At 43.2% G+C, this 23,223-nt stretch carries 20 protein-coding genes; 12 read left to right on the forward strand and 8 right to left on the reverse strand.

Annotated elements, in window-relative coordinates; all coding sequences use genetic code 11:
- Window positions 1–102: 102 nt before the first annotated feature.
- Entirely contained in the window at window positions 103–1,617 is a 1,515-nt protein-coding gene (gene xseA, locus I3252_RS02650) for an exodeoxyribonuclease VII large subunit (RefSeq protein WP_201539012.1), read from the reverse strand.
- 233 nt (window positions 1,618–1,850) lie between these two features.
- Complete coding sequence (locus tag I3252_RS02655) at window positions 1,851–2,219, reverse strand: hypothetical protein (RefSeq protein ID WP_045446124.1); 369 nt, start codon at window positions 2,217–2,219, stop codon at window positions 1,851–1,853.
- A gap of 314 nt (window positions 2,220–2,533) precedes the next feature.
- On the opposite strand from I3252_RS02655, the gene I3252_RS02660 reads away from it, so the two are divergent.
- From I3252_RS02660 to purF, 11 genes are all read left to right on the forward strand, one after another.
- The gene (locus I3252_RS02660) at window positions 2,534–3,193 is read left to right on the forward strand and encodes an alpha/beta fold hydrolase (RefSeq protein WP_238034126.1); all 660 of its coding nucleotides are present in this window, start codon (window positions 2,534–2,536) and stop codon (window positions 3,191–3,193) included.
- A gap of 300 nt (window positions 3,194–3,493) precedes the next feature.
- Window positions 3,494–4,594 (forward strand): cell division protein ZapE, encoded by a 1,101-nt coding sequence (zapE, locus tag I3252_RS02665; RefSeq protein ID WP_055124197.1) that lies wholly within the window; start codon window positions 3,494–3,496, stop codon window positions 4,592–4,594.
- A 189-nt stretch (window positions 4,595–4,783) separates the two neighbouring features.
- Complete coding sequence (locus tag I3252_RS02670) at window positions 4,784–5,428, forward strand: nitroreductase (protein ID WP_238034127.1); 645 nt, start codon at window positions 4,784–4,786, stop codon at window positions 5,426–5,428.
- 177 nt (window positions 5,429–5,605) lie between these two features.
- A complete protein-coding gene (locus tag I3252_RS02675) occupies window positions 5,606–6,901 on the forward strand; it encodes an NAD(P)H-dependent glycerol-3-phosphate dehydrogenase (RefSeq protein WP_055124195.1) in 1,296 nt (431 codons plus the stop codon).
- An 84-nt stretch (window positions 6,902–6,985) separates the two neighbouring features.
- Window positions 6,986–7,444 carry a histidine phosphatase family protein gene (locus tag I3252_RS02680; RefSeq protein ID WP_238034128.1) on the forward strand — a complete coding sequence of 153 codons (459 nt, stop codon included), beginning with the start codon at window positions 6,986–6,988 and terminating at the stop codon, window positions 7,442–7,444.
- A gap of 140 nt (window positions 7,445–7,584) precedes the next feature.
- Window positions 7,585–8,841 carry a type II secretion system protein GspL gene (gene gspL, locus I3252_RS02685; protein WP_238034130.1) on the forward strand — a complete coding sequence of 419 codons (1,257 nt, stop codon included), beginning with the start codon at window positions 7,585–7,587 and terminating at the stop codon, window positions 8,839–8,841.
- Window positions 8,842–8,889: 48 nt separating this feature from the next.
- Window positions 8,890–9,456 (forward strand): type II secretion system protein GspM, encoded by a 567-nt coding sequence (gene gspM / locus I3252_RS02690; RefSeq protein ID WP_238034131.1) that lies wholly within the window; start codon window positions 8,890–8,892, stop codon window positions 9,454–9,456.
- 165 nt (window positions 9,457–9,621) lie between these two features.
- The gene (locus I3252_RS02695) at window positions 9,622–10,167 is read left to right on the forward strand and encodes a hypothetical protein (RefSeq protein WP_238034132.1); all 546 of its coding nucleotides are present in this window, start codon (window positions 9,622–9,624) and stop codon (window positions 10,165–10,167) included.
- Between the two features lie 182 nt (window positions 10,168–10,349).
- Window positions 10,350–11,384, forward strand: a complete 1,035-nt coding sequence (locus I3252_RS02700) for a quinone-dependent dihydroorotate dehydrogenase (RefSeq protein ID WP_198330953.1) — start codon at window positions 10,350–10,352, stop codon at window positions 11,382–11,384.
- A 136-nt stretch (window positions 11,385–11,520) separates the two neighbouring features.
- Window positions 11,521–12,018 (forward strand): CvpA family protein, encoded by a 498-nt coding sequence (locus I3252_RS02705; protein WP_045446136.1) that lies wholly within the window; start codon window positions 11,521–11,523, stop codon window positions 12,016–12,018.
- 317 nt (window positions 12,019–12,335) lie between these two features.
- Window positions 12,336–13,871, forward strand: coding sequence for an amidophosphoribosyltransferase (gene purF, locus I3252_RS02710; RefSeq protein WP_238034133.1), 1,536 nt, complete (start codon window positions 12,336–12,338; stop codon window positions 13,869–13,871).
- A gap of 275 nt (window positions 13,872–14,146) precedes the next feature.
- Here purF and I3252_RS02715 read toward each other — a convergent pair whose 3' ends face one another.
- The 6 genes from I3252_RS02715 to yajC form a co-directional block, all read right to left on the reverse strand.
- Window positions 14,147–14,512 carry an AzlD domain-containing protein gene (locus tag I3252_RS02715; protein ID WP_238034135.1) on the reverse strand — a complete coding sequence of 122 codons (366 nt, stop codon included), beginning with the start codon at window positions 14,510–14,512 and terminating at the stop codon, window positions 14,147–14,149.
- On the reverse strand, window positions 14,502–15,146 hold the full coding sequence (locus I3252_RS02720; protein ID WP_238034231.1) for an AzlC family ABC transporter permease: 645 nt from the start codon (window positions 15,144–15,146) through the stop codon (window positions 14,502–14,504). The genes I3252_RS02715 and I3252_RS02720 overlap by 11 nt, the downstream gene beginning before the upstream one ends.
- Window positions 15,147–15,374: 228 nt before the next feature.
- Window positions 15,375–16,796, reverse strand: coding sequence for an MATE family efflux transporter (locus I3252_RS02725; protein ID WP_238034136.1), 1,422 nt, complete (start codon window positions 16,794–16,796; stop codon window positions 15,375–15,377).
- 485 nt (window positions 16,797–17,281) lie between these two features.
- Window positions 17,282–18,544, reverse strand: coding sequence for a protein translocase subunit SecF (gene secF / locus I3252_RS02730; RefSeq protein WP_238034137.1), 1,263 nt, complete (start codon window positions 18,542–18,544; stop codon window positions 17,282–17,284).
- 9 nt (window positions 18,545–18,553) lie between these two features.
- A complete protein-coding gene (gene secD / locus I3252_RS02735) occupies window positions 18,554–20,431 on the reverse strand; it encodes a protein translocase subunit SecD (protein ID WP_238034138.1) in 1,878 nt (625 codons plus the stop codon).
- A gap of 413 nt (window positions 20,432–20,844) precedes the next feature.
- Entirely contained in the window at window positions 20,845–21,174 is a 330-nt protein-coding gene (gene yajC / locus I3252_RS02740; RefSeq protein ID WP_045446152.1) for a preprotein translocase subunit YajC, read from the reverse strand.
- A gap of 551 nt (window positions 21,175–21,725) precedes the next feature.
- Between yajC and I3252_RS02745 the strand changes: the two genes are divergently transcribed.
- Window positions 21,726–23,009 (forward strand): hemolysin family protein, encoded by a 1,284-nt coding sequence (locus I3252_RS02745; protein WP_109591391.1) that lies wholly within the window; start codon window positions 21,726–21,728, stop codon window positions 23,007–23,009.
- Window positions 23,010–23,223 lie beyond the last annotated feature (214 nt).

Here is a 23,223-nt window from a genome sequence, read left to right on the forward strand (position 1 = left end):
CAACGGGTTATCTTCATAAAAGTAGTCTAGCATAGTGCTTATCTACTACAGCCCCTAAAATAAAGTTTTTGATTAAGTTGAATCGACGGTAGGTTGTACTTCTTATTTATTAATATTTACGTCAATAATCTGTGCTTTTGCTTTACCGTCCTTTAAGAGGATGTGCACCGTTTGTTCTGGATGGAGCTGCGTACCGCTGGTCAGTATTTGCTTATCTTTTGCATCAGTAAGCATGGTATAGCCTTGCTTGAGCACCCGAGAAGGACGGTGCAGGAGCACAATATCACGCAGATGTTCGCTATCACGCTGTGCTTGTATTAACTGCTGCTGTGCCGAATGCATAATCGTTTTTTGGTTATTTTGACTGGCGCTAGTAGCCACTGTTAACTGCTGATAGGCCGCCGCTTGAATCTGTGTGCGTAGCTCACTGGTGAGTCTGGCGGCTTGCTTGACCTGTCGCTGGGCGCTTTGCTGAATACTACGCCACGCATAATCACTGTCTTTTTGCAGAGCGGTTAATTGACCAATCGTTTGTGATTGTATTTGGCTCAACTGGCGTGTCGTTTGTTGTTCAGCGGTGTTTAATTGACGCTGAGCAGCTTGTTTGATTTGCGCTTGGTATTGCAGCGTTTGAGTGACGAGCTGGGCTAAATGCGTCATGATAGCGGCAATCACCTTTGATGGGGTATCAAAGCTAGTATGCGCGACTTCATCTAAGATAACTTTATCACGCTCGTGACCAATGCCAACCCAGACAGGGATGGGCTGCTCGGCAACCAATGCTGCCAATTCATAATCATTTAGATAGGCTAAATCACCGACCGCACCGCCGCCACGAATAATGACTAATAAGTCTGGCAGGTGCTCATAAGTGCCGTAAAACTGCTGTTGGGCGTTAACGATTGCTTGGCGGATTTCGCTTGGCGCATGATTACCCTGAAAGGTCGCGTTATGATAATGGAAATGACAGGCACCTGTGCGCGCTAAGCGATCAGCGTCGGCTTGAAAATCACCTAATCCGGCGGCTTTTTCAGGGGCAATGACCAGCACATGCTCAATATCAAACGGAACAGGCAGCTGTTGATTCAGGTTTAATAAACCTTCTCCTGTCAAGCGATCGACCATCTCTGCATATTGCCGCGCCAAGTCGCCTAACGTGTAGCTAGGGTCAATATCTTCAATAGTGAGAGAGAAGCCATATTGCGCATGGAAGCCTGCGGATACTTTGAGCAATACCGTCAAATCACGATCAAGCGGCATACCTGTTGCGCGCTCAAATTTTGCTAAGACGCGTGCTGCTTTAAAGCGCCAAAGATTACCGCGGCAGCTAGCAATGACCTTACCGTCCTCATCTTTTTCTGCCAATTCAAAGTAATAATGCCCGCCTTTGCTAGATAGATTGCGAATCTCTGCTTTTACCCATACACGGTGGTTAAAGGTCTGTTTGATAACCATATCAACGGCTGATAAATAGTCACTCAACCGCAGAACGGTATCTTCTAAATTGACTTCAATATTATTTTCTTGCTCAGCTAACTCGGCTTCCAAGGTCGCTAAATCTTTAGCAGGCGCTAATACCTTAGCTGGTTTCATATTTGACAGGTTGGGTTTGCGCATAATAATAGACCAAAAGTGAGGGAGCTTAAAAACGGGCTGTTTATAGAGTAAGAGTCATAAAAAATCAGAAAGGGTAGTTTACCCCAAAAGCGAGCACACAAAAAGAGAAGCCAACCCGTCAGCGACTAATATATTCCTATCGCTGATTGGTTGGCTACATACTTTATTAAATAACAAGATGCTTTATTAAATAACGAGCCGCCAAATAAGTGCTTTATGAAATAATAATTGTTTTATTGGCAACGAAAGTTGATTTTATACTCGTAATCGTCATCACGTGATAAGTTCGGCGAGCCCGTACCAAGGATCGTACCGAGGACGGCACTGGCTTGCCCAATCATCCGACCTGTATTTTCATCTAAAATACCGTTATAAGTGACTTTGTCATCGACGATAATAACTTGCTTACCTCTGCAAGTCTTTTGTGCGCTGTCTATCGCATTTTGCTGTGCTTTTACTTTGCTATCGGCGATGCCAGTCGTCTCATAAATAGAGTTGGCACGCTGGATAACTGGTGATGAAGGCGTAGTTTGGCAAGCACTTAGGGCGAGTGCTGCCGCCAAAGTAGCAGTCAGTGCAGCGGTTTTATTAATAGTATTCATAAACGATTCCTAATGTCTGTCAGTCATACATAAAGTTGAATATCACAGCAAAGTTGAGGATACGCCATGCACGTATCAGTCCATAGGTGGCTCAACAACTATGATGAATCTACCCTATTCGGCTCTGGGGTGTCTAGTCGGTTATTGTGTGCGGTATTGCAGAGACCGCACATATTCATCATATATTCATAGGCGACGTTTACTTATGATGAGCGAAAATGAAAATAAGCGGTACTATGACACAGCAAATCACTTGAAATATAAACCATATCTAGGATAATTGACCTATTCATTTTTAATCAATAAGTAATTTTATGCCATTAATTCCTGCTCCTGCTGGCGTGCTCGAAGTCGACGCGCTTTGGCAACAAGACAATCCTAACAATCCAAATACCGATACAGTGGCGTTACTGTGTCATCCCAATCCGTTATTTGACGGCACGATGAATAATAAAGTGGTAACGACGATGTATCGCTTTGCTCGTGATAATGGTATGCACGTGATACGCTTTAACTTTCGCGGTGTCGGGCAGTCGACTGGCGAGCACGATTATGCGGATGGTGAAGTCGTAGATGCAATGACCGTGCTACAATGGATTGCAGAGCAAACCAATGCGCGCAAGTTATGGTTGGGTGGTTTCTCTTTTGGCGGTTATGTGACAGCACGGGTGGCTGAGCAGGTGCTCGAAGCCCCTCATATTTGGGGGCTAGGCGATTTTGAGATTACTAAAATCGCCCTTATTGCTCCATCCGTTGAAAAAAATAACAGCAGTGATATAAGCTTGCCAGCCGATAAAACGTTTGAGATTTATGGCAATGCTGATGAAGTGATTGACCCTGATAATATGCAAGCATTTGCGGAGCGATTAGGGATTGCTGTCAGCGTCGTAGATGGCGCAGGGCACTTTTTTCATGGACGTCTGTCAGAGTTGAAAGGCTTATTAGAAAATCATACCTTTGGTAGCGACTCTTAGTTGTTACCTAGGGCGTGTCATCAATTAGCACATGAATACATTTAGTGGTCTTAAAATGGCTAAATTTTGCTAAACATCGTCAGAAATTTTGTCAATATGTTCATATTAACGGCAATTTCTTCCTTGTTTATCTACAATTTTTCTCATTTTAAGCCTCACAATCTAATTGATGACACACCCTAGTAATATTAGGATAGAGAACCGCTATTAAGTCATGAGCTCTGATCGCTTCATTTTGACGAGTTCATGCAGAATCAACCATTACCTTACTATTTATTTTGTCTAATGATGAGTCGTATTATGAGTTTATCTCCATTGCAACGTTACGAGCAAGCCGTCAGTACAGATGAGTTTACTCGAGATGAGCAGCAATTTAAGGCCATGAGCTATCTTGATGAGATACATCATCAGCTCATCAATAGTGCGCCACAGAAGAAAGGCTTTTTTAGCTTTTTAAAGCCCAAGCCGACAGCACCAACGGGTTTGTATATGTGGGGCGGGGTAGGTCGTGGTAAAACATGGATGATGGACATGTTTTATGATTCATTGACCATTGATCGCAAGATGCGTCTGCATTTTCATCATTTCATGCAGCGCGTTCATCAAGAGCTAAACAAGCTGCAAGGTGAGAGTGACCCATTAGAAAAAGTCGCCGACATCATTTATGCAGAAGCGGTTATTATCTGTTTCGATGAGTTTTTTGTTTCTAATGTTTCTGATGCCATGATTTTGGGTGATTTATTTACCATGCTATTCAATCGTGGTATTACATTGGTCGCCACCTCAAATATTGAGCCATCAGGATTGTATAAAGACGGCTTACATCGTGACCGTTTTATGCCCGCTATCGCTGAAGTGGAGCGTCATACTAAGGTGATGAATATCGATTCTGGTATCGACTATCGTTTGCGCGTATTGCAGCAGGCAGAGCTATATGAGTCGCCTATGACGAAAGCGAATCATCATTGGTTAGCCAACCGTTTTGCCAGTTTATCCAATAACCAAAAAATCAGTAATGAGCCGATTACGATCAATGGTCGCGAAATTAGAATTAATGCTCGCACTGAGGATATTTTATTCTGTGATTTCCGTCATTTATGTATGGAGCCACGATCAGCATCTGATTTCATCGAAATCGCCAAGCAATTCAGCACAGTATTGGTCAATGCCGTGCCTGCCTTAGACGATGACTTACGTGATCCGACCCGTCGGTTTATTTATCTGGTTGATGAGTTTTATGATCGCCGTGTTAAATTGCTGGTTAGAGCGCAGCAGTCGATTTTGGATCTATATCAAGGAGAGAAATTGGCGTTTGAGATTGAACGGACACGCTCGCGCTTACTTGAGATGCAGTCAGAGGATTATCTGCGCATGGAGCATCGGGTCGATGATGCGGCATAATTAAATACTCTTCATATCTGATGATAATCTACAAGTTGTCGATTAAAACGCTCATAGTTTTCCATTCAAATCACTAACACTCAATATTGGCATATATTCGTTTGATATAACGTGTTTTTTGACAGTATTGAGAGCCAACCAAAGCATTGGTTTTTTATATAAAAAGATAATAATAAATAAGGAGCGGTAATGACTACATCCGACAAAAATGATAAAAAACTGTCGACCAAAGACATCACCACAGACAGTATGCCGGTTAGCAGTGAAGAAATGATTGGTTGGATCAACTCAAGGCGCAGTATGGGCAATTTGGATTTGCCCGCACCGACACATGCCCAAATCGAAACAGCGATTGAGTGTGCGACGACAGCGCCAGATCATAAAAAACTGCGCCCATGGCGTTTTATAGTGACACAGGGGGACGCCCGTCATGAATTGGGCAATGCCTTGGTCGCAGCGGCTCAAGCCAAAGCGGTGCAAGAGGGCGAAACGCTGTCCGAAAAGGACATCGCAAAAACTCAAGCCATGCCACTAAGAGCGCCCGTCATCATCACGGTTGTCACAAAAATACAAGCGCACAAAAAAGTTCCTCCTTTTGAACAAATGCTAAGTGCGGGAGCGGCTGTACAAAACCTGATTTTGGCGCTAAAAGCCCAAGGTTTTAGTACAGTGTGGCGTACGGGACTGCTATGTAATGAAGCTGCTGTTAAATCATATTTTAACGTTGGTCCAGATGATTATGTGACGGCGTTTGTTTATACTGGCACCAGCCCCAAAAATGAACCCGCCCGTAAACCGATTGATATCGAGTCTTTAGTGCGATTTGAGTCATAATATATCTAAGCGCTGTTTAGTGGCTTCTTTCTTTTGACGAATACCACTCTCTAAAAAGACAGTCGGTCGTGTAGCAAAAAGATAGATAGCCTCAATACTCTAAAGCGTCATAAGTTATGATAAATAAACCATGATAAATTCTATTAATAATAAATCAGCCAATACGGATAACCGCAAATGACCAGCCCTAATGATAGCAATAAAGACATCAGCAGCGATAATACTGAGGTGAATACGAATGCCCCTGAAAAGCAAAACAGTCTGCTGGCAGGTATCATCGAACGTGCTACCAAATCGGGTATTGGTCGTAAAAAACTCAATCCTAGCGCGGTAGAATCAGCAGTGGCAAAAAACATGGCGGATATTCACAGTAATCCTACCAAGCTACGTTTGGCGTTTTTAGGCGGTGGTAGTTTTGGTACAGCAATGGCAAACTTGGCTGCACGCAATGGCTGTGATACCACGCTGTGGGTACGTAACAAGCGTACGGTAAAGGCGATGGTAAAAACGCAGACCAATAAAAAATATTTACCAGGTTATAAGCTGGATGACAGCCTTAAGTACAGCCATGACTTGGCAGCAGCCGTCAAAGATAAAGATATCGTTTTTATTGCGGTGCCTGGTTTGGCTTTTCGTGAGACCCTAAAGAATATTGCACCATTTATCAGTGGTCAGTCTATTGTGTCATTGACCAAAGGTATGGAAAAAGATACTTTTGCCATGATGAGCGACATTATTAAAGATGAGCTACCTGAAGTGAATTTTGGTGTCATGTCGGGGCCAAACCTTGCGATAGAAATCATGAAAAACATGCCATCAGCGACCGTTATTGCTAGTGAGTCTGAGCCATTGCGCCATGCCGTACAAGCCGCGCTACATAGTGCGTTTTTTCGAGTGTTTGCCAGTGATGATGTCAAAGGTGTGGAGCTTGGCGGTGCGCTAAAGAATATCTATGCGATTGCCATGGGAATGGCAGCGGCTTATGATGTTGGCGAAAATACCAAAGCGATGATATTGACTCGTGCCTTGGCAGAGATGAGCCGTTTTGGGGTTGAGGCGGGCGCTAACCCGCTTACCTTTTTAGGGTTGTCAGGTGTTGGTGATTTATACGCCACTTGTAGCTCAGAGCTCAGTCGTAACTATCGTATCGGCAACATGCTCGGTCGCGGTATGAGTATTGAGGCTGCGGTGAAAAAACTCGGTCAAACGGCTGAAGGGGTCAATACTATTCAGCAAGTGCATGAGAAAGCCACCAAAGAAGGCATCTACATGCCTATTACCCATGCATTGTATGCGGTCATTTATGAAGATAAAGCAGCATTAGGTGTGGCGTTACATCTCATGGAAGCGGGCTTCCGTAGTGACGTTGAATTTGTAATGGCGCATGATCATAGTAATGCGGCGCTAACTGCGCAGATGAAGACGTCAAGCGATAGCACTGATGATGAAAGTGGCGATACTGACAGTAAGTAAAAACCCCAATGTTAAATGATGACGTTGTTCTAAGAATGATTATTCTGCAAACAACGTCATCATGACGATGCATAAAGGAAGGTTATGAAAATTATACTAGTACGTCATGGTCAAGCAGAAGATGAATCGCGCCCAGACAGCGCGCGCCAGTTAACTGACTTTGGTCAACAGCAAGCAATGCAGACGGCAGAGTATGTAATGACTCACTATCATCCTGATTATTTTGTCGTCAGTCCCTATGATAGAGCGCAGCAGACGCTAGCAGCATTTCAAACGCGCGCGCCCAAGGTTCCAGTAATCGTACAGCAAAATATCACGCCTTCTGATGATGCGCGTCAAGCTTTAATAGATATTGCGAATATTGACGCTGAGTGTCTGGTAGTGGTGTGTCATATGTCTATCGTCGCTTATCTCGCTGGTCTATTAACTGGTGATTATCCTGAATCATTTTCTCTTGCAGAAGCAAGGGTGTTTGAGATGGACTTTGTAATGGCAGGTATGGCAAAAGAGATTGATCGTTTTGTGCCTGAGCAGCCGTATTGAGATTAGGTCGAATCGTCAGTGATACTGTTGGCACTTAGTCTATTGATGCTTAGTGGTGTTAAACTGGTTAAAGAATGAAATTGTCTGAATCCTATCTTATCCTACATTTAAAACAGCTTTAATAATTAAGGACACGCTTAGTGTTACATGTTTGGTTACGAGCGCAGCATAGCCCGCTAGCTGTCTGGCATGAAGATATTCAGCAATGGCAAACGGTTGATGGTTGGCAACAGCTGCAAACAATCTATGGCAATTATAAAACCAATGCGCAGAAGACTTTGTGTGTATATTTTCCATCAAACCATATATTGCAGGTAGATACTGAGCTGAATGCGACTCAGCTTAAACAGCTGGGCAATAGCGGCAAGCAATACTTGTTTGAAGAGACATCCTTGACCCCTGTCGAGCAATTGGCGATTCGGCAAATCAGTGAAGCCGATAATCACCAACTGTATGCACTGGCGCAAAGCGATATCGAGTCATGGCAGCAGAGTGCTAAGCTCGCTGGCATGAGCATAACGGCGTTACTGCCTGATTTTCTATTGTTGCCAACGCCAGATGAAGGGGCAGGTCAGCAAGTAACACTGTATCAAGATGAGCACACCATGCTACTGCGTCAGTCATTGCGACAAGGTATGGCTGTCAGTTATTTGCCCTTAATTTTTGAACGTTTCCCGCATTTAAGTGAAGTGAATATATTACCGCCCATAACGGCTTTAGATGATCTTTCAAAGCCAACAAATTCGTCAATGTCCACAAGCTTTATGGCACAAACGGCCGCGCTTGTTGCAGATCATCAGTTATTATTAACCACATTGACTACGCCGCCCAAGCCTGTTGACAGCCCTGAGCGTCACGCGCTTAATTTCTTTATTAAATCAACGGACTCAAAGCTCTCACCGTATTTGCGTGTGGCAGCGATGGTCGCGTTATCGGCACTGGTATTACAGATGGCGACCGATGGCCTGCAGTGGTATCAGTATAATAAGGCGGCGGTAGCGACCAAAGCTGAGATTGCGGCGCAGTATCAAGCTTGGTTTCCAAATGAGCCATTAAGCTCGCGCACCAAACTGCAAGTGCAATTACAACCAAAGCTGCGCAGTGATAGCCAAGCACCAGCCTCTCATATGGCAGCATTGACTCGCATATCCCCGTTAATCAAACAGTCTTCACTGCGGGCGCAAGCGTTAGTGATGCAGCCATCAGCGCTCAGCTTTACCTTGATTGCCCCTGATCGTAATAGTCTTGATAAGTTTACGAGCACACTTGTTGCGCAGGGTTTAAATGCCAAGCTTGCACAGGTAAACAGTAATGAGCAAGGGCAGTTTAGTGGTCAAGTTACGGTGAATGTCGTAGAAAATAATGACACGACGCAAACCAATGTAGCGGCATCATAATTTATTTGCCAACTAGGCAACGGTAGTAAAAGTCAAAAAGGTTGGAAAATGAAACGATTGCAGCGCCGCACCAAACGTAACAACATCACGTCAGAGACCAGTAACAGTATTGGAACCAATGTGCTGTCAACGCGTGTAAATAATTTTCAACAGATGCTATCGTTACGCTGGCAGGCACTTTCGCCGCGTGATCAGTTGGCATTGGCCGTATTGTCTATGTTCTTATTATTGTTCATTGGTGGCTATGGTGGTTATAGTATTCATCAAGCGGCAAACGACAGTAAGCGCGACTATCAAGAGCAAGTGGCTGATTACTTTTGGTTGCGTGCCCAAGCTGGCAATATCGATAGTAATGCGATGAATGCAGCGGATGGTGAAGCCGCCATGCCACCTGCCAATAGTATCAGTGCATTGTTAAATAACTCAGGTATTGCCAACGCCCAAGTCGTTGCGACGGGTGATGCTGTGCAACTGAGCTTCAATCATGCCAGTCAAGCGGTGGTCAGCACCGCACTTGGAAAGCTCGAACAGCAAGGTTGGCAGTTCAGTCAGCTATCGATACAGCAAGACTTGGTTACCAAGGTCATTCAAGTACAAGCGACTGTCACCTCATAAATCGATATGCTATGGAAACTGGAAGTGTTTTAATCCTTATCTACTATTGCCCCAAACTAACTGATCATCAGTTTCTAAAATAACCATTTGTCATTAGCATCATTGAAAAATTGCACGTTTGACACAATTGATTAACTATCACACAGCCAGAGATGGATATTTAAGATGAATCAATCTTCTGATCGCAAACCTGACACGCATAGCCATCAGCAGACCAGAACTGCTGAACACCAGAGTAATGCGTCAGTTGAAGCTGCATTTGATCATGAAATGACTCAGCAAAGGCAGAGCTATGGGGCGAGTGACAATATGAGCAATGGTAAACGCCGTTCTTTAATCACTTATAATCACATTACTTATTTTTTATACGTAATCAGCTATTTTACCGCTGGATTACTGTGGGTTGTACCAATTGTGATGAACTATGCGAAGCGCCATGACGCAGAGGGTTCGTGGTTGTCCACGCATTTCGATTGGCAGATTAAGACCTTTTGGTATAGCATCGTGTTTTTCTTCTTAGGTATTATTATCATTACCTTTGCATTAGGGGGTTTTGGCATCAGTATGTTGGCTGATAGCAATAATATTGCCATTGGTTCGGTATTATTAGCGGTATTTGGCCTGCTAATCATGATTTTTACCTTCATATGGCATCTTTATCGTATCGTCCGTGGTTGGATAGCCCTGACGGATGGTCGTCCTGTACCTTAGGGACTGTAGAATACATCTGTCAGTTCCTTAGCCAATATGTAGGTATAGCTATTAGCACTCTAATACAGAAATTTAGCGCATGAAACTTTGCTCTTATTTCTGTTAAGCTGATATAATCGCAGCGCTTGATTTTATTCGCACTATTCACTCACTATTTCTTTCGAGCAGGGTCTGCCATTACTATGTCTTATGCCTTACTTCGCCCTTTTTTGTTTAAGATGGATCCAGAGCACGCCCACGAGATGACCTTATCTTTATTAGATAAAGCTCATAAAGCACGTGTTTTAGGTTTGGTATACGGTCAGTCAATGCAGCCAACAGACTGTATGGGCTTGCAATTCGCCAATCCGGTCGGCCTAGCGGCAGGACTGGATAAAAATGGTGATTATATCGATGCGTTGGCTGAGCTGGGCTTTGGTTTTATAGAAGTGGGCACGGTCACGCCAAGACCGCAAATAGGCAATGATAAGCCAAGGTTGTTTAGAATCAAGCAAGCGGATGCTATCATCAATCGAATGGGTTTCAATAACCAAGGTATCGATTATCTGATTGAAAACGTCAAGCGCTGTCAATACAAAGGCAATATTGGGATTAATATTGGTAAAAATGCCGATACGCCAGTAGAGCAAGCCGCCGATGATTATGTCTATTGTTTAGAGCGTGCTTATCCGCATGCCTCCTATATCACCGTTAATATCTCCTCACCAAATACTAAGAATCTGCGTGATTTACAAAGTGGCGAGGCATTGACTCAGCTTTTGGATACGATTAAAAATCGTCACAGCCAATTAGCCACTGAATATGGTTTTTATGTGCCACTGGTATTGAAAGTTGCGCCTGATCTGGAGCCGCTACAAGTGGACTATATCTCGCAGCAATTGCTCGATTTTGAGATTGATGGGTTGATTGCGACCAATACAACGTTGAGCCGTGTTGGTGTTGAAGATTTACCTGATGGTGAGCAAGCAGGTGGTCTATCTGGTCGCCCAGTCAGCCACATTAGTACCCAAATTTTACAACAGTTCTCCGATCAGCTAGATGGTAAAGTCGCTTTAATAGGCGTCGGCGGTATTGACAGTGGTGCAAAAGCCGTCAAAAAAATCGAAGCGGGTGCAGATATGGTGCAGCTCTATACGGGGCTCATTTATCGTGGTCCTGGGCTGGTACAGTCTTGTATTCAAGCAATCGGTGGCTATTACGACGCGATGGAGCTATAGCGGATCAGTATTCCTAGCTCATTACCTATCAGATGCACAAGACGACTGTATTTTGAGCTGAGTCATCAAAGATTAATGTGTCACAAAAATGAAAGTAAACATCCGATAAAAATCAATAAGGTATGAGGCGTAGAACATGAGTGGTCTGGATATCGTGATTGCTATTGTTGTCTTGATCGGCTTATGGCGCGGCTTTCAAGTCGGATTGATTAAAACAGCGGTTGGTCTAGTCGGTTGGTTTATTGCCCTGATCGCTGCCACACGTTTGGCAGGAGTGGTTTCGCCGCAACTATCAGGCATGGTACAAAACCCTGTTTTACAAATGGCAATGGCATTTTTATTGGTAGTGATAATTATATTGGCCATCATGCACTTAGTGGCATTTGTATTCTCAGGCGTGCTTAAAACCTTACGCTTGGGTGTCGTTGACAAAATGGCAGGTGGTGTACTGGGTGCTGCTAAAAACGTACTGATGGTCTTAGTTGTGCTTAGCGTCAGTGCGCCGTTACTGGTGCAAATGCCACAATGGCAAACGTCAGTGCTCGCACCTGAGCTATTGCCTTATGCCCCGATGGGTAAAGCGTTGGTCTCAGATGTATTAGGTATGGCTTGGGATCAAGTCAATCAGTCGTAAGTATTTTTACGGTTAACCTTTAATGTCTCAATGATTCGATGCTGATAGCTTGGGTTTGTGGTGCTAGAGGTTATCGCTTCTATCATATCCTCTTGGTAAGTTATCCTTGATAAAAAATTACTTAATCGCATTTAGAGACCACAAATGCCAATAAATGGGGCATTTTTTTAATAGTCAAAAGATAAATATTCGTTAAATTCTGAACAACAATCATCAGGTCGTCGGTGAGTAACAGTACGCATTTTTGATAATCTACTGTTAGCAGTCTTGCCACTATTGTAGTACTAATTAATGAGTCAAAATAGGATATAGCTATTATGTGTGGAGTCATTGGAGTTGCAGCTCACGAACCAGTCAATCAGATTCTTTATGACGGTTTGACGATGCTACAGCATCGTGGGCAAGATGCAGCGGGTATTGTCACTTTGCAAGATGGACGACTCTATCTACGTAAAGAAAATGGCATGGTACGTGACGTATTTATGAATCGTCATATGATGAAATTGGTTGGTAAGTTTGGTATTGGTCATGTGCGTTATCCAACAGCAGGCACGTCAAGCAGTGCCGAAGCTCAACCATTTTATGTCAACTCACCTTATGGTATTACCCTTGCACACAATGGTAACTTGACCAATGCTGAGAGTTTAGCCAAGTCTTTATACATCGAAGATCGCCGACATCTTAATACCGATTCAGATTCAGAAGTATTGCTAAACGTACTTGCCCATGAAATGCAAAACTTGGGTAAAACCAAAGCAACGCCTGCTGATATCTTTGAAGCAGTCACGGCTGTATATGGTCGCGTCGAAGGCGCTTATGGCGTGGTCGCTCTGATTACTGGTCATGGTTTGCTCGCATTTCGTGATCCAAACGGTATTCGTCCGCTTATTTTCGGTAAGCGCATGGCACCGAATGGCGGCACCGAGTACATGGTTGCCTCAGAGTCAGTTGCACTGACAGGATCAGGATTTAGTATTATCCGTGATGTAAAACCTGGCGAAGCCATCTTTATTGACCTCGATCATAAAATACATACCCATCAGTGTGTTGAGCAGCAAGAATACACGCCTTGTATCTTTGAATATGTGTATTTTGCCCGTCCAGATTCTATCATGGACAACATCTCAGTTTACAAAGCACGCTTACGTATGGGTGAAAAGCTGGCTGATAAAATCCTTGCTGAATGGGGTGAAGATCACGATATCGATGTGGTGATTCCTATTCCAGATACCTCGCGTACGTCAGCGATGGAGCTGGCATTAAAAATGAATATTAAGTACCGTGAAGGGTTTATGAAAAACCGCTATATCGGTCGTACCTTTATCATGCCAGGTCAACAACAACGTAAAAAATCAGTTCGTCAAAAACTCAGCGCCGTACCACTTGAGTTCAAAGGTAAAAACGTCCTGTTGGTTGATGATTCTATCGTTCGTGGTACCACTTGCCATGAAATCATCCAAATGGCACGCGATGCTGGTGCGAATAAAGTATTTTTTGCTAGCGCCGCGCCACCGGTTAAATATCCAAACGTCTATGGTATCGATATGCCAGTACGCAGTGAGCTTATTGCCTCAGGTCATACGGTAGAAGAAGTACGCGATATCATCGGTGCTGATAGATTGATTTTCCAAGATTTGGACGACTTGATTGATGCAGTAAAAGATACCAAGTACAGCAAAGTTGAAGGTTTTGATTGTGCCGTATTTAATGGTTGCTACATCACTGGGCAGATCAACGAAGCGTATCTTGAACATCTACAAGAGCAGCGCAATGACACTGCTAAGACAGGCAAAAAAGGCGTACAGATAGTGGCTGATACCCCAGTTGATATGATGGGCGTCGAAGAGCTTTAAGTTATCAATTTCTTAAAAGTATCATTTTTTTGCAGCACTGTTAGAAAGTAAAAGGCTGGATTCTCATAAGAATCCAGCCTTTTTTTATTTTAAATATAGTTCAATTACAGGGTTTAAAATTATTCATATGAACTATAGTCAGAGCACTTTTAAACCGCTACGGTGTTACCCGCCCTAGATGTACTCAGTTTACTATCTGCGGTCGGTCGCCTTGTAGCGATTCTAAAATTCCTTGACTATAGAAGCTGTTATCCATTCACGTGTTTATCAGTTTTCTAGTATCCACTTAAAAAACTGGTAAATACCCATAGTAAGCCATTAATGGCGGCGATGCCAACGACCATACTGACCAATAACTGACGGCTGATATGATAAACGAACAACACCAAAATAAGGGCACCAATTTGTGCCATCAATAAATGCAGTTCAGCACTATTTAGCCCAGTTGTTGCCGATAAATTTTGATAAGAAAGGCTGGTCAAAATAAGCAATACCATGACTGATAGTGGCAAGCTCTCATTGAGTCGATGCAGCCAAGGTGTGTCTAACAACTTTCTGGGTATTAAGGCGGGTAGCGCGCGGGTAATAAAGGTCACGGCAGCCATCGAAAAAGTTGCAAAAATAAGGTAACTACTGGTCATTGTTGGCTCCCGTCATATTACGCTGCGTCCAAAACCCACGAGCTAAAATCAATAGCATACAAATAGTGATTGCCACCAATAACAACCAATTGCTAGTAAATAAGGAGGCCACCGCTAAAGAAATGACAGCAATAGCAATGGGGAAATAACGTTTGATACTTTGGAACTGCTCATAAGCTAAGATCGCAAACAGACAGACTAAGGCAAAATTCAAATGTGGTACCAAATCGCTCAGAGTACTGCCGATCATGACACCAACCGTGCTCGCTAGTACCCACCAGCTTTGATTAAATAAGCTCAATGGTAGTATCAACGCTTGTCTTGACTCATTGGGTAAACTGGTCATAACAGAGAAAGTTTCATCAGTCAGGGCAAATAGGCAATAGGTTTTGGCAAGCTTATGTTCTGGTAGGTATTGCAATAATGGCATACCATAAAATACATGACGTAGATTAATAGCGGCAATATTGGTTGCGATGCTACCAATCGGTAAACCAGCGCTCAGCATCGGCAAACAAGCATATTGAGCGGCGCCCGCATACAGTACGACACTCAGCATAATTGTTGCCCACACAGGGATACCGGCAACTTGTGCCAGTACACCAAAGGCGATACCCGCAGGTAAATAGCCCATCGCCACAGGTAGGCTTTTTTTGAAGCCCGCCACCCAGTCGTAGCTGGTCTCATGCTGTTGATGTAATTCTTTTGAATGAGTAGTCACATGACATCCTAATTTTTGCTGTTTTTTGGTTATTATTAATATTTTGCGGAAAGATTAATGTTAGAAAACTGGTTTTAAAATGAAGCCTAGCCCGAGCAATGGCAAAAACACCCTAGAAAAAATATACTTAATCGAAGAACATTACACAGTCGGTTGGAGCTTTTCATAGCTGGCTGTTTGATGAGCTCGGTACAAGAAGCCACCCAAAATAATCAGCCGAAGTAATAACAAACACCACACGCTTAGCCAAATACCAGTCATATCCCACTGTTGGTAGAGCACCCAGCTGAGTGGAAAAAAGATAGCGGCGAGTATCAAAGCTGCGTTACGAATCACATTGCCGGCAGTTAAGCCAAAAAATATACCATCTAGCCAATAGGCACCAACGCCAACGAGAGGTAGTAATACCGCATAAAGATGGTACTCATATGCCAACGTAAAAACGGACTCGATATTGGTCATAAATTGCAAATATGTTGGCATTGCAAGCCACCATATCGCACTTAAGGTAATCGCTAGACCATAACTGACGATACCAGTGCGCTTGACGATAATACGAAAACGTGGCCAATCCCGTCGTCCTGCTGCTTGACCGCTTAACGTCTCAGCTGATACTGCCACGCCATCAAGAGCAAAGGCTGAGATACTTAATACTTGAAGCAAAATAGCATTGGCGGCTAGGATGACGTCACCACTTTGAGCCGACAAGCGAGTAATCCAAGCGAAACTCAACGTCAAGATCAGAGTACGGATAAAAATATCTTTATTTAATGAAAATAGCCTAAGCATTCTTTCTTTAGAAAAATATTGCTTGTCGGCAGTGAATAAGGCTTGCCAAGATATTTGCAAATGCTGACGGCTGAGCCACAACGCTAGTATCACGCCTAGCCAAAAGGCAATAGTGGTTCCTAACGCCACCCCAACCAATCCCATCTGCATACCGTAGACAAAAAACAAAGTCAGAATGATATTCAGCATGGCGATAAAGCCTTGCTGGTAAAGCATGTAGCGAGTCTTACCCTGACCAGCAAACCAACCAATAAAGGCAAAATTCATTAGCTCAGCGATGACGCCCCAAAAGCGTACATCCAAATAAGTCTTTGCCGCTTGCCCACTTTCGGGGTTGGCCGATAGGGCTTGCAAGCCAAAATCTATCAACCAAGGCTTTGCCAGTAACAGAATGCTTCCGATAGCAAACGCTAATAATAGGGCACGTTGCAAGATTGATAGTAGGGGTGATGGGGTTGGGGTTGACGATTTTGTGATATGAGTAGAATTATCAACATGATTGACCGATTGTCCTAGCGCTTGAGCCGATAGCCCAGACGAGGCATATTGCAAAAAGTTAAAACTCACGAGTAATAAAGACAATAACTGTATCGCCAAGCCCATCCCAGCAAGTTTAGCCGTGTCATTCATGTTACCCACGATCGCGGTATCGATAACGCTTTGTAGTGGCATGGCTAGATTGGCCAATAACACAGGCAACGCAATAGCAATGATACGTGTATAGCGAGTATCAATCGGTTGCATAGCACTAGGTGGCGAGGTGGTCATTGGCATTTTGGGCTCGTTTATCGCTGAAAAACAAGAAGGGCAGAATTAGTGTCATGAACGCTATGACATTACCGTATAGTCAATTCATTATAAAGGCGTTACGGCGTTAACCTTACTTGAAGTATGGCTTATATATTTGTACTTTGTTGTCCTGACTCTGTTTTAAATGGAGTTAGCTCTAGCAAGTGTGATATTCAAGGCAAAAATAGCTACAAAGACAAAAGCACCTAGACTCATTATTCACGAGTCAGGTGCTTTTTTTAATGCTTGCTTAAATACTATCTTAGCTAGGGTATGTCCTAAATCTGAGCATAAAACTTTAAATGGGCTAAAAATGGCTAAATCTTTGCCAAACTGCGTCAAATAGCTGGTTCATATCTCGATATTAACTGTACTATTTTCCTTGTTTAGCTGCGATTTATCTCATTTTTATCACCATTTTCAAAATGAGGACACACCCTAGCGATTAGCTTGAGAAAGTATAAAATTTATTAAGCATTGTCTTGTTCAAACATTTTTGGATCATTGAACGTAACAATTTCTTCTTCAAACTCAGGTTTTACTTTCACAATAAAGTCATCGCGTGACAGACCCATACGTAATGGAATCGAGCTTGCAATATACGTTGATGAATATGTACCAGCAAGCAGACCAATGAAGAGCGCTACTGAGAACCAGAACAGTCCATCGCCGCCTAAGAATAGCATGGCAAGTACGACCAGTAAAACAGTGGAAATGGTCATAATGGTACGGCGCAACGTTTCGGTCAAAGACAGGTCAACGGTCTGGCGAGGTGTGATACCACGGACACGACGAAAATTCTCACGAATACGGTCATACACAACAATTGTATCATTGATAGAATAACCAACCAGTGCCAAGACGGCCGCCAAGACGGTTAAGTCAAATGGGAAACCAAATAACGCAAAAACACCAATGGTCACGATAGCATCATGAAACAGCGATAATACCGCACCAAGAGCGAGTTTAAATTGGAAACGTAAGGCAACATAGCCCAACATACAGACCAATGCTAATACCAGTGACATGACTGAGTTTAGATAAATTTCATTACCAACTTGGCTGCCAATAATATTAACGTTACTGATTTCAACATTATTATTAGGCAGGGTTAATGCTTTAGTCAGGCTACTATTTAGGCCGTCTACGTTATCAGACTGTGGTGGCAAGCGTACGAGGAGTTCTTCTCGTGTACCAAGATACTGTACCACGGCATCATCAAAGCCATTATCGGCCAATGCTTGTACGACTTCAACTTGCTCAACAGGCTGCTCGTAACGCACATCTGCGGACACACCACCCGTAAAATCAAGTCCTAAGTTTAGACCGTTTACTGCAATTGCAATGATACTACCAATAACCATCAATAGAGATAAAAGTGCCATTGGCTTTTCTATCTTCATAAACGGAATAATACGCTGATTGCCAACGGCTTTGATACCGCCTTCAGCGATTGCAGCCGCATCATCAGCGGCATCACCTGATTCTATCTCAGGATTGGCTGCTTGGGTGGTCAGTGCTTGACTGTCTTTACCCGCATCCTTACTACCGCTCAGAGCTTTGTCTTTTTTTGATTTAGCGGTAGTTGGGTTATTGGCTTTGGTATTACTACCTTTCCCATCACGGCGTGGTTTTTTACGGCGGTGTGTGCTTGCCTCAACATTTGAGCCACTTGAACCATCTCGATCTGGATTATTCTGCTGTTCTAAAGGATTGTTCTTATCAATCGTCATAATGTTCTCCTAACCGATGCTCAAACGTTTGATAGATTTACGCTTACCATAAGCAATCTGTACCAGCGCACGTGTCACCATAATAGCGGTAAATAGTGAGCTGACAATACCAATAGCCAATGTAACCGCAAAGCCTTTAATCGGACCCGTGCCAATTGCAAATAGGATAAATGCGACCAATAAGGTTGTAATGTTGGCATCGAAAATACTACTAAAGGCGCGATCAAAACCTGCCACGATGGCGGATTTGGGCCGTACCCCGTTTGCTAGCTCCTCACGTATTCGCTCAAAGATTAGTACGTTGGCATCAACGGCCATACCGATAGTCAAAACGATACCGGCAATACCAGGCAAGGTAAGCGAAGAGCCTAAGATCGACATAATAGCAATGATGATAATAACGTTCACGGCCAGCGCCACGTTGGCGATCACACCAAACAGACGATAGAAGATAATCATAAATGCAAAGACTAATAGATAACCGACCTGCGTAGAGAATAGACCTTTATCAATATTTTCTTGACCTAATGATGGGCCAATAGTGCGTTCTTCTACAAAGTACATCGGTGCGGCAAGTGCGCCTGAGCGTAGCAGTAGTGCAAGCTCGGCAGCTTCCGCGCTACTATCTAGCCCAGTAATACGGAAAGAGGAGCCAAGGACCGCTTGAATATTGGCACGGTTAATGACTTTAGTCTCAGCATAAGGCGTTCTAACTTCGACAGTTTCGCCAGTCTCTGGATCTTCTTCGTAAGTGATTCTTTGCTTGTTTTCGATGAACAATACTGCCATCTGTTTGCCAACGGCGGTACGAGTGGCATTTTGCATGAGCTTACCACCAGCACTATCTAAAGTAATGCTCACTTCAGGAGAGCCGCTTTCATCCACACCAGTTTGAGCATTGGTGACTTTATCACCCGTGACAATCGCTTGACGTTCAAGCAGTACTGGCGGACCATCAAGTGTCTCAAACGGGAAAGCTTCGGTACCCGCTGGAGGGATGCCGCCCGTATAGTTTTCGCTGTCTTCAGCAACCATACGGAACTCAAGGTTTGCAGTGCGCCCTAAGACACGTTTTGCCTCAGCAGTATCTTGTACGCCAGGAAGCTCGACGACGATACGGCTAGCACCTTGAGACTGTACTAAAGCTTCAGTCACACCAAGCTCAGCAATACGATTGCGAAGGGTGGTCAAGTTCTGATTGACCGCGTAGCTATTGATTTCATCAAGCGTTGCATCATTGTACGCTAAAATCAGCGCAGGACCTTGCTCATCAATAGAGGATTGCAAGCTAAACGTATTGCCCATTGAGCCTTGCAAAACATTCTGTGCACGGTTACGAGCATCTGTATCAGCGAAATGTAATACCACACTTCGATCTTCGGTCTTAATGCCTTTGATCGCAATTCGCTCAGCACGTAACTCGCGACGCATGTCACGACTGGCACTGGTCAAACGCTGTTCAAGCGCTTTGTCCATATCGACTTCTAGTACAAAACGCACACCGCCACGTAAATCAAGGCCGAGCTTCATCGGTTTTGCACCGATATCACGTAGCCACTGCGGCGTCGTTTGCGCCAAGTTAAGCGCGACGACATAGTCTTCGCCCAAGTTTTGACGCAGTACTTCCTGAGCTTTGAGCTGATCGACTGGATTGTCAAGACGTACCAGTGCACTATTGCCCTCAAAGGTTCCATCGTGGTTATTGATGCCAGCCTCTTCAAGCAAGCTTTGAGACTCAGTCAAGATACCTTCAGACAGCTGTGTACCTGCAGCGGCGCTTGTAATCTGCACGGCAGGTTCATCAGGATAGAGGTTAGGAGCAGCATATAGACCGGCAATGATTAGCACGACGGCAATAAGTAAGTATTTCCAAGCGGGATATTGCATAATCACTTCTTTAGGTTGATAAACGACTGGCGACGTAGGCCACAAGTTAGCAGATGGGAAGTTAGCGATAGCAATGGTTGAGTGCTGTATCTAGCAGTCGTCATCATGCACCATTGCGATCATCCGCGATGATAGTAAAACAGTAGAGCAAATAATACAGACGTATCTTTATATAGTCATCAAAAATATATAGTCAGCAAAATATCACTGATAAAATCAATAAAGACAGAGTGGCCAAAAGCATAAACATAAATTGTCTATAGTCTATGAGACTGTTTTTACATCATTGCTCTATAGCGAAAAATGACCGTAAAATAAGGTACGGTCATTCTTAGGCACTGTATTAATCACTATATTTATTAATGACAGATTAGTAATCATCAATAAAACGCGACTAATATTTCAATCAATCATTAAACGCTTTCGATTGTGCCAGCAGGTAACACTGAAATAACAGAAGCACGTTGTACTTTGACATCAGTATTATTGTTCAGGCTGACCACCGCATAGTCACCTTCAATGGCTTTGATACGACCCATCAAACCACCAGCAAAAATGATTTCGCTACCGACAGTCAATGCATTGACCATGGCACGATGTTCTTTGGTACGCTTAGATTGCGGACGAATGACTAAGAAGTAAAAAATCGCAAAAAAAGCAACAGGCAATAGTATTTGACTAAATAGTGACATCGCACCAGCAGCTTCTGGTGCAGCATGGGCAGCTTGGATAAATAACAACATAATTTCTCTCAGTAAGTCATAGATAATAATAAAATTAAACGCATAGTAACAAAAAATCCCAGACTTGGTAACTGTTAATCATAGGCTGAGTATGTTTTTCTTAAGGTAATGGCATGCTAGCGGTCATTACTTTTTGCGGCGATATTTTTGCCACATCATATAAGTGACGCCAAAGCGCTGAAAGTATAACAAAATTCAAGCAGCGAATGGATGCTAGGTAGTAGTAGCGTAGCAAAAGGTATGGTCAAGGATACCAAAAAACAAAGACTTAACAATAGCGTCTTATTGTGAAATGGCATCATCAATGCTACTATCAAATGGCAATAATTCCCTGCATTTAGCACACGGTTTATTAGTATATAATAGATACTATTATCTGCTGCTAAATCAGTTTTGAGCAGCAAGTTGCCATCGTTTTAGCAGATAACTAATAGCTAATTAATCATGTTTGTCTTGTTGTTTGCTGTTAATGATTTAGTATCGTTTGCTCATTATATTATTATCCCTTTTACTTTTTTCTGTTTAGGTTACCTAACTTGTTTACCACTTTTATGTTTGTACCTCGTTTGTGTCGTCCGCGCGCTTGCAAAGAAGCGTCTGCTAAACCTCCTCCGACATCACGCTATTCAAAGCGTCTTCGTCGTACCAATTCAATTGCTGGATTATCAGCACTGACGGCGATGCTGCTATTGCCATATCCAGCTTTTGCCGCTGAAGCGTTAGCAGAGCCGACAGCAATCAGTGTGCTATTGCTCATACTTTTTGTGGTTGTCGCCATCGGTATCTCGTTTGTCTGTTCATTGGCTGAGTCTGCATTACTGAGCATGACGCCGTCTTATATCGCTGATGTTCAAGAAAGCAATCCGAAAAAAGCAAATATGCTAAGACGCTTAAAGGTTGATAACATCGATCAGTCATTGGCGGCTATTTTGACTTTGAATACAGTGGCTCATACATTAGGTTCTATCGGTGCTGGTGCCCAAGCCACGATTGTGTTTGGTAGTGCATGGTTTGGACTGTTTTCTGCCATTATGACCTTGGCGATTTTGTTTTTATCTGAAATTATTCCAAAAACGCTTGGGACACTATACTGGCGTCAACTAAGCGGTATGGTCGCTTATTTCGTTCGAGGCATTATCCTGCTGTTGTATCCACTTATTTGGATCTCAGAAAAGTTAACCAAATTACTAGTACGTGGCAAAGAACCCCAAGCATTCAGTCGTCGCGAATTTGCGGCACTTGCCAGTATCGGTGAAGAGTCAGGACAGATTGATCCATTAGAATCGCGCATTATTCGCAATTTACTGGCATTTGGTGCGATTAAAGTCGAAGATATCATGACCCCGCGTTCGGTGATGTTGGCGTTTGAAGAAAACAAAACAGTCGCTGAATTGTTGGTTGATCGCCCAAAATTGACGTTTTCACGACTGCCAATTTATGATGGTGACTTAGATAACATCACAGGTTTTGTATTAAAAACAGACATGTTATTAGCAAAAGTAAACCATGCGATGCACAAGCCATTGACTCAGTTTAAACGTGACATTACTTTTGTTTTTTCAAAAATGAAACTGTTTGATTTGTTAGAGCTGATGCTAAAAAACCGTATTCATATTGCGATTACAGTCGGTGAGTATGGTGAAGTCAAAGGTTTGGTTACTTTAGAAGATGTGTTTGAGACTTTATTGGGACTTGAGATTGTTGATGAAATAGACCGCGTCGAAGACATGCAAGCACTGGCTCGACAAATGATGGACAGACGAGTAGAGCGATTGGGCATGAAGCTTAGTGATGATGAACAACAATACGAAGATAATAGTACGGACGCTAAGTAAGCTTCCGTTTGGCTTATTAAATTGAGATTAGATTGACAGAAAGCGAATCAAAACTGGAGCAAAAACTGAGTCGTGTACTGCGTAAGCGGCTCAGTTAATATATTTTGTATTTATGATAACGATGGGCAGTGACTCATATTTTCAGAAATAATTGTCCCATATGGCTGGTATTTTAGTATTCGCAATAATTACACAGGGTGTCACATAGCTGTGA

Source organism: Psychrobacter sp. Ps4 (genome assembly GCF_022129285.1).
Classification (GTDB): domain Bacteria; phylum Pseudomonadota; class Gammaproteobacteria; order Pseudomonadales; family Moraxellaceae; genus Psychrobacter; species Psychrobacter immobilis_A.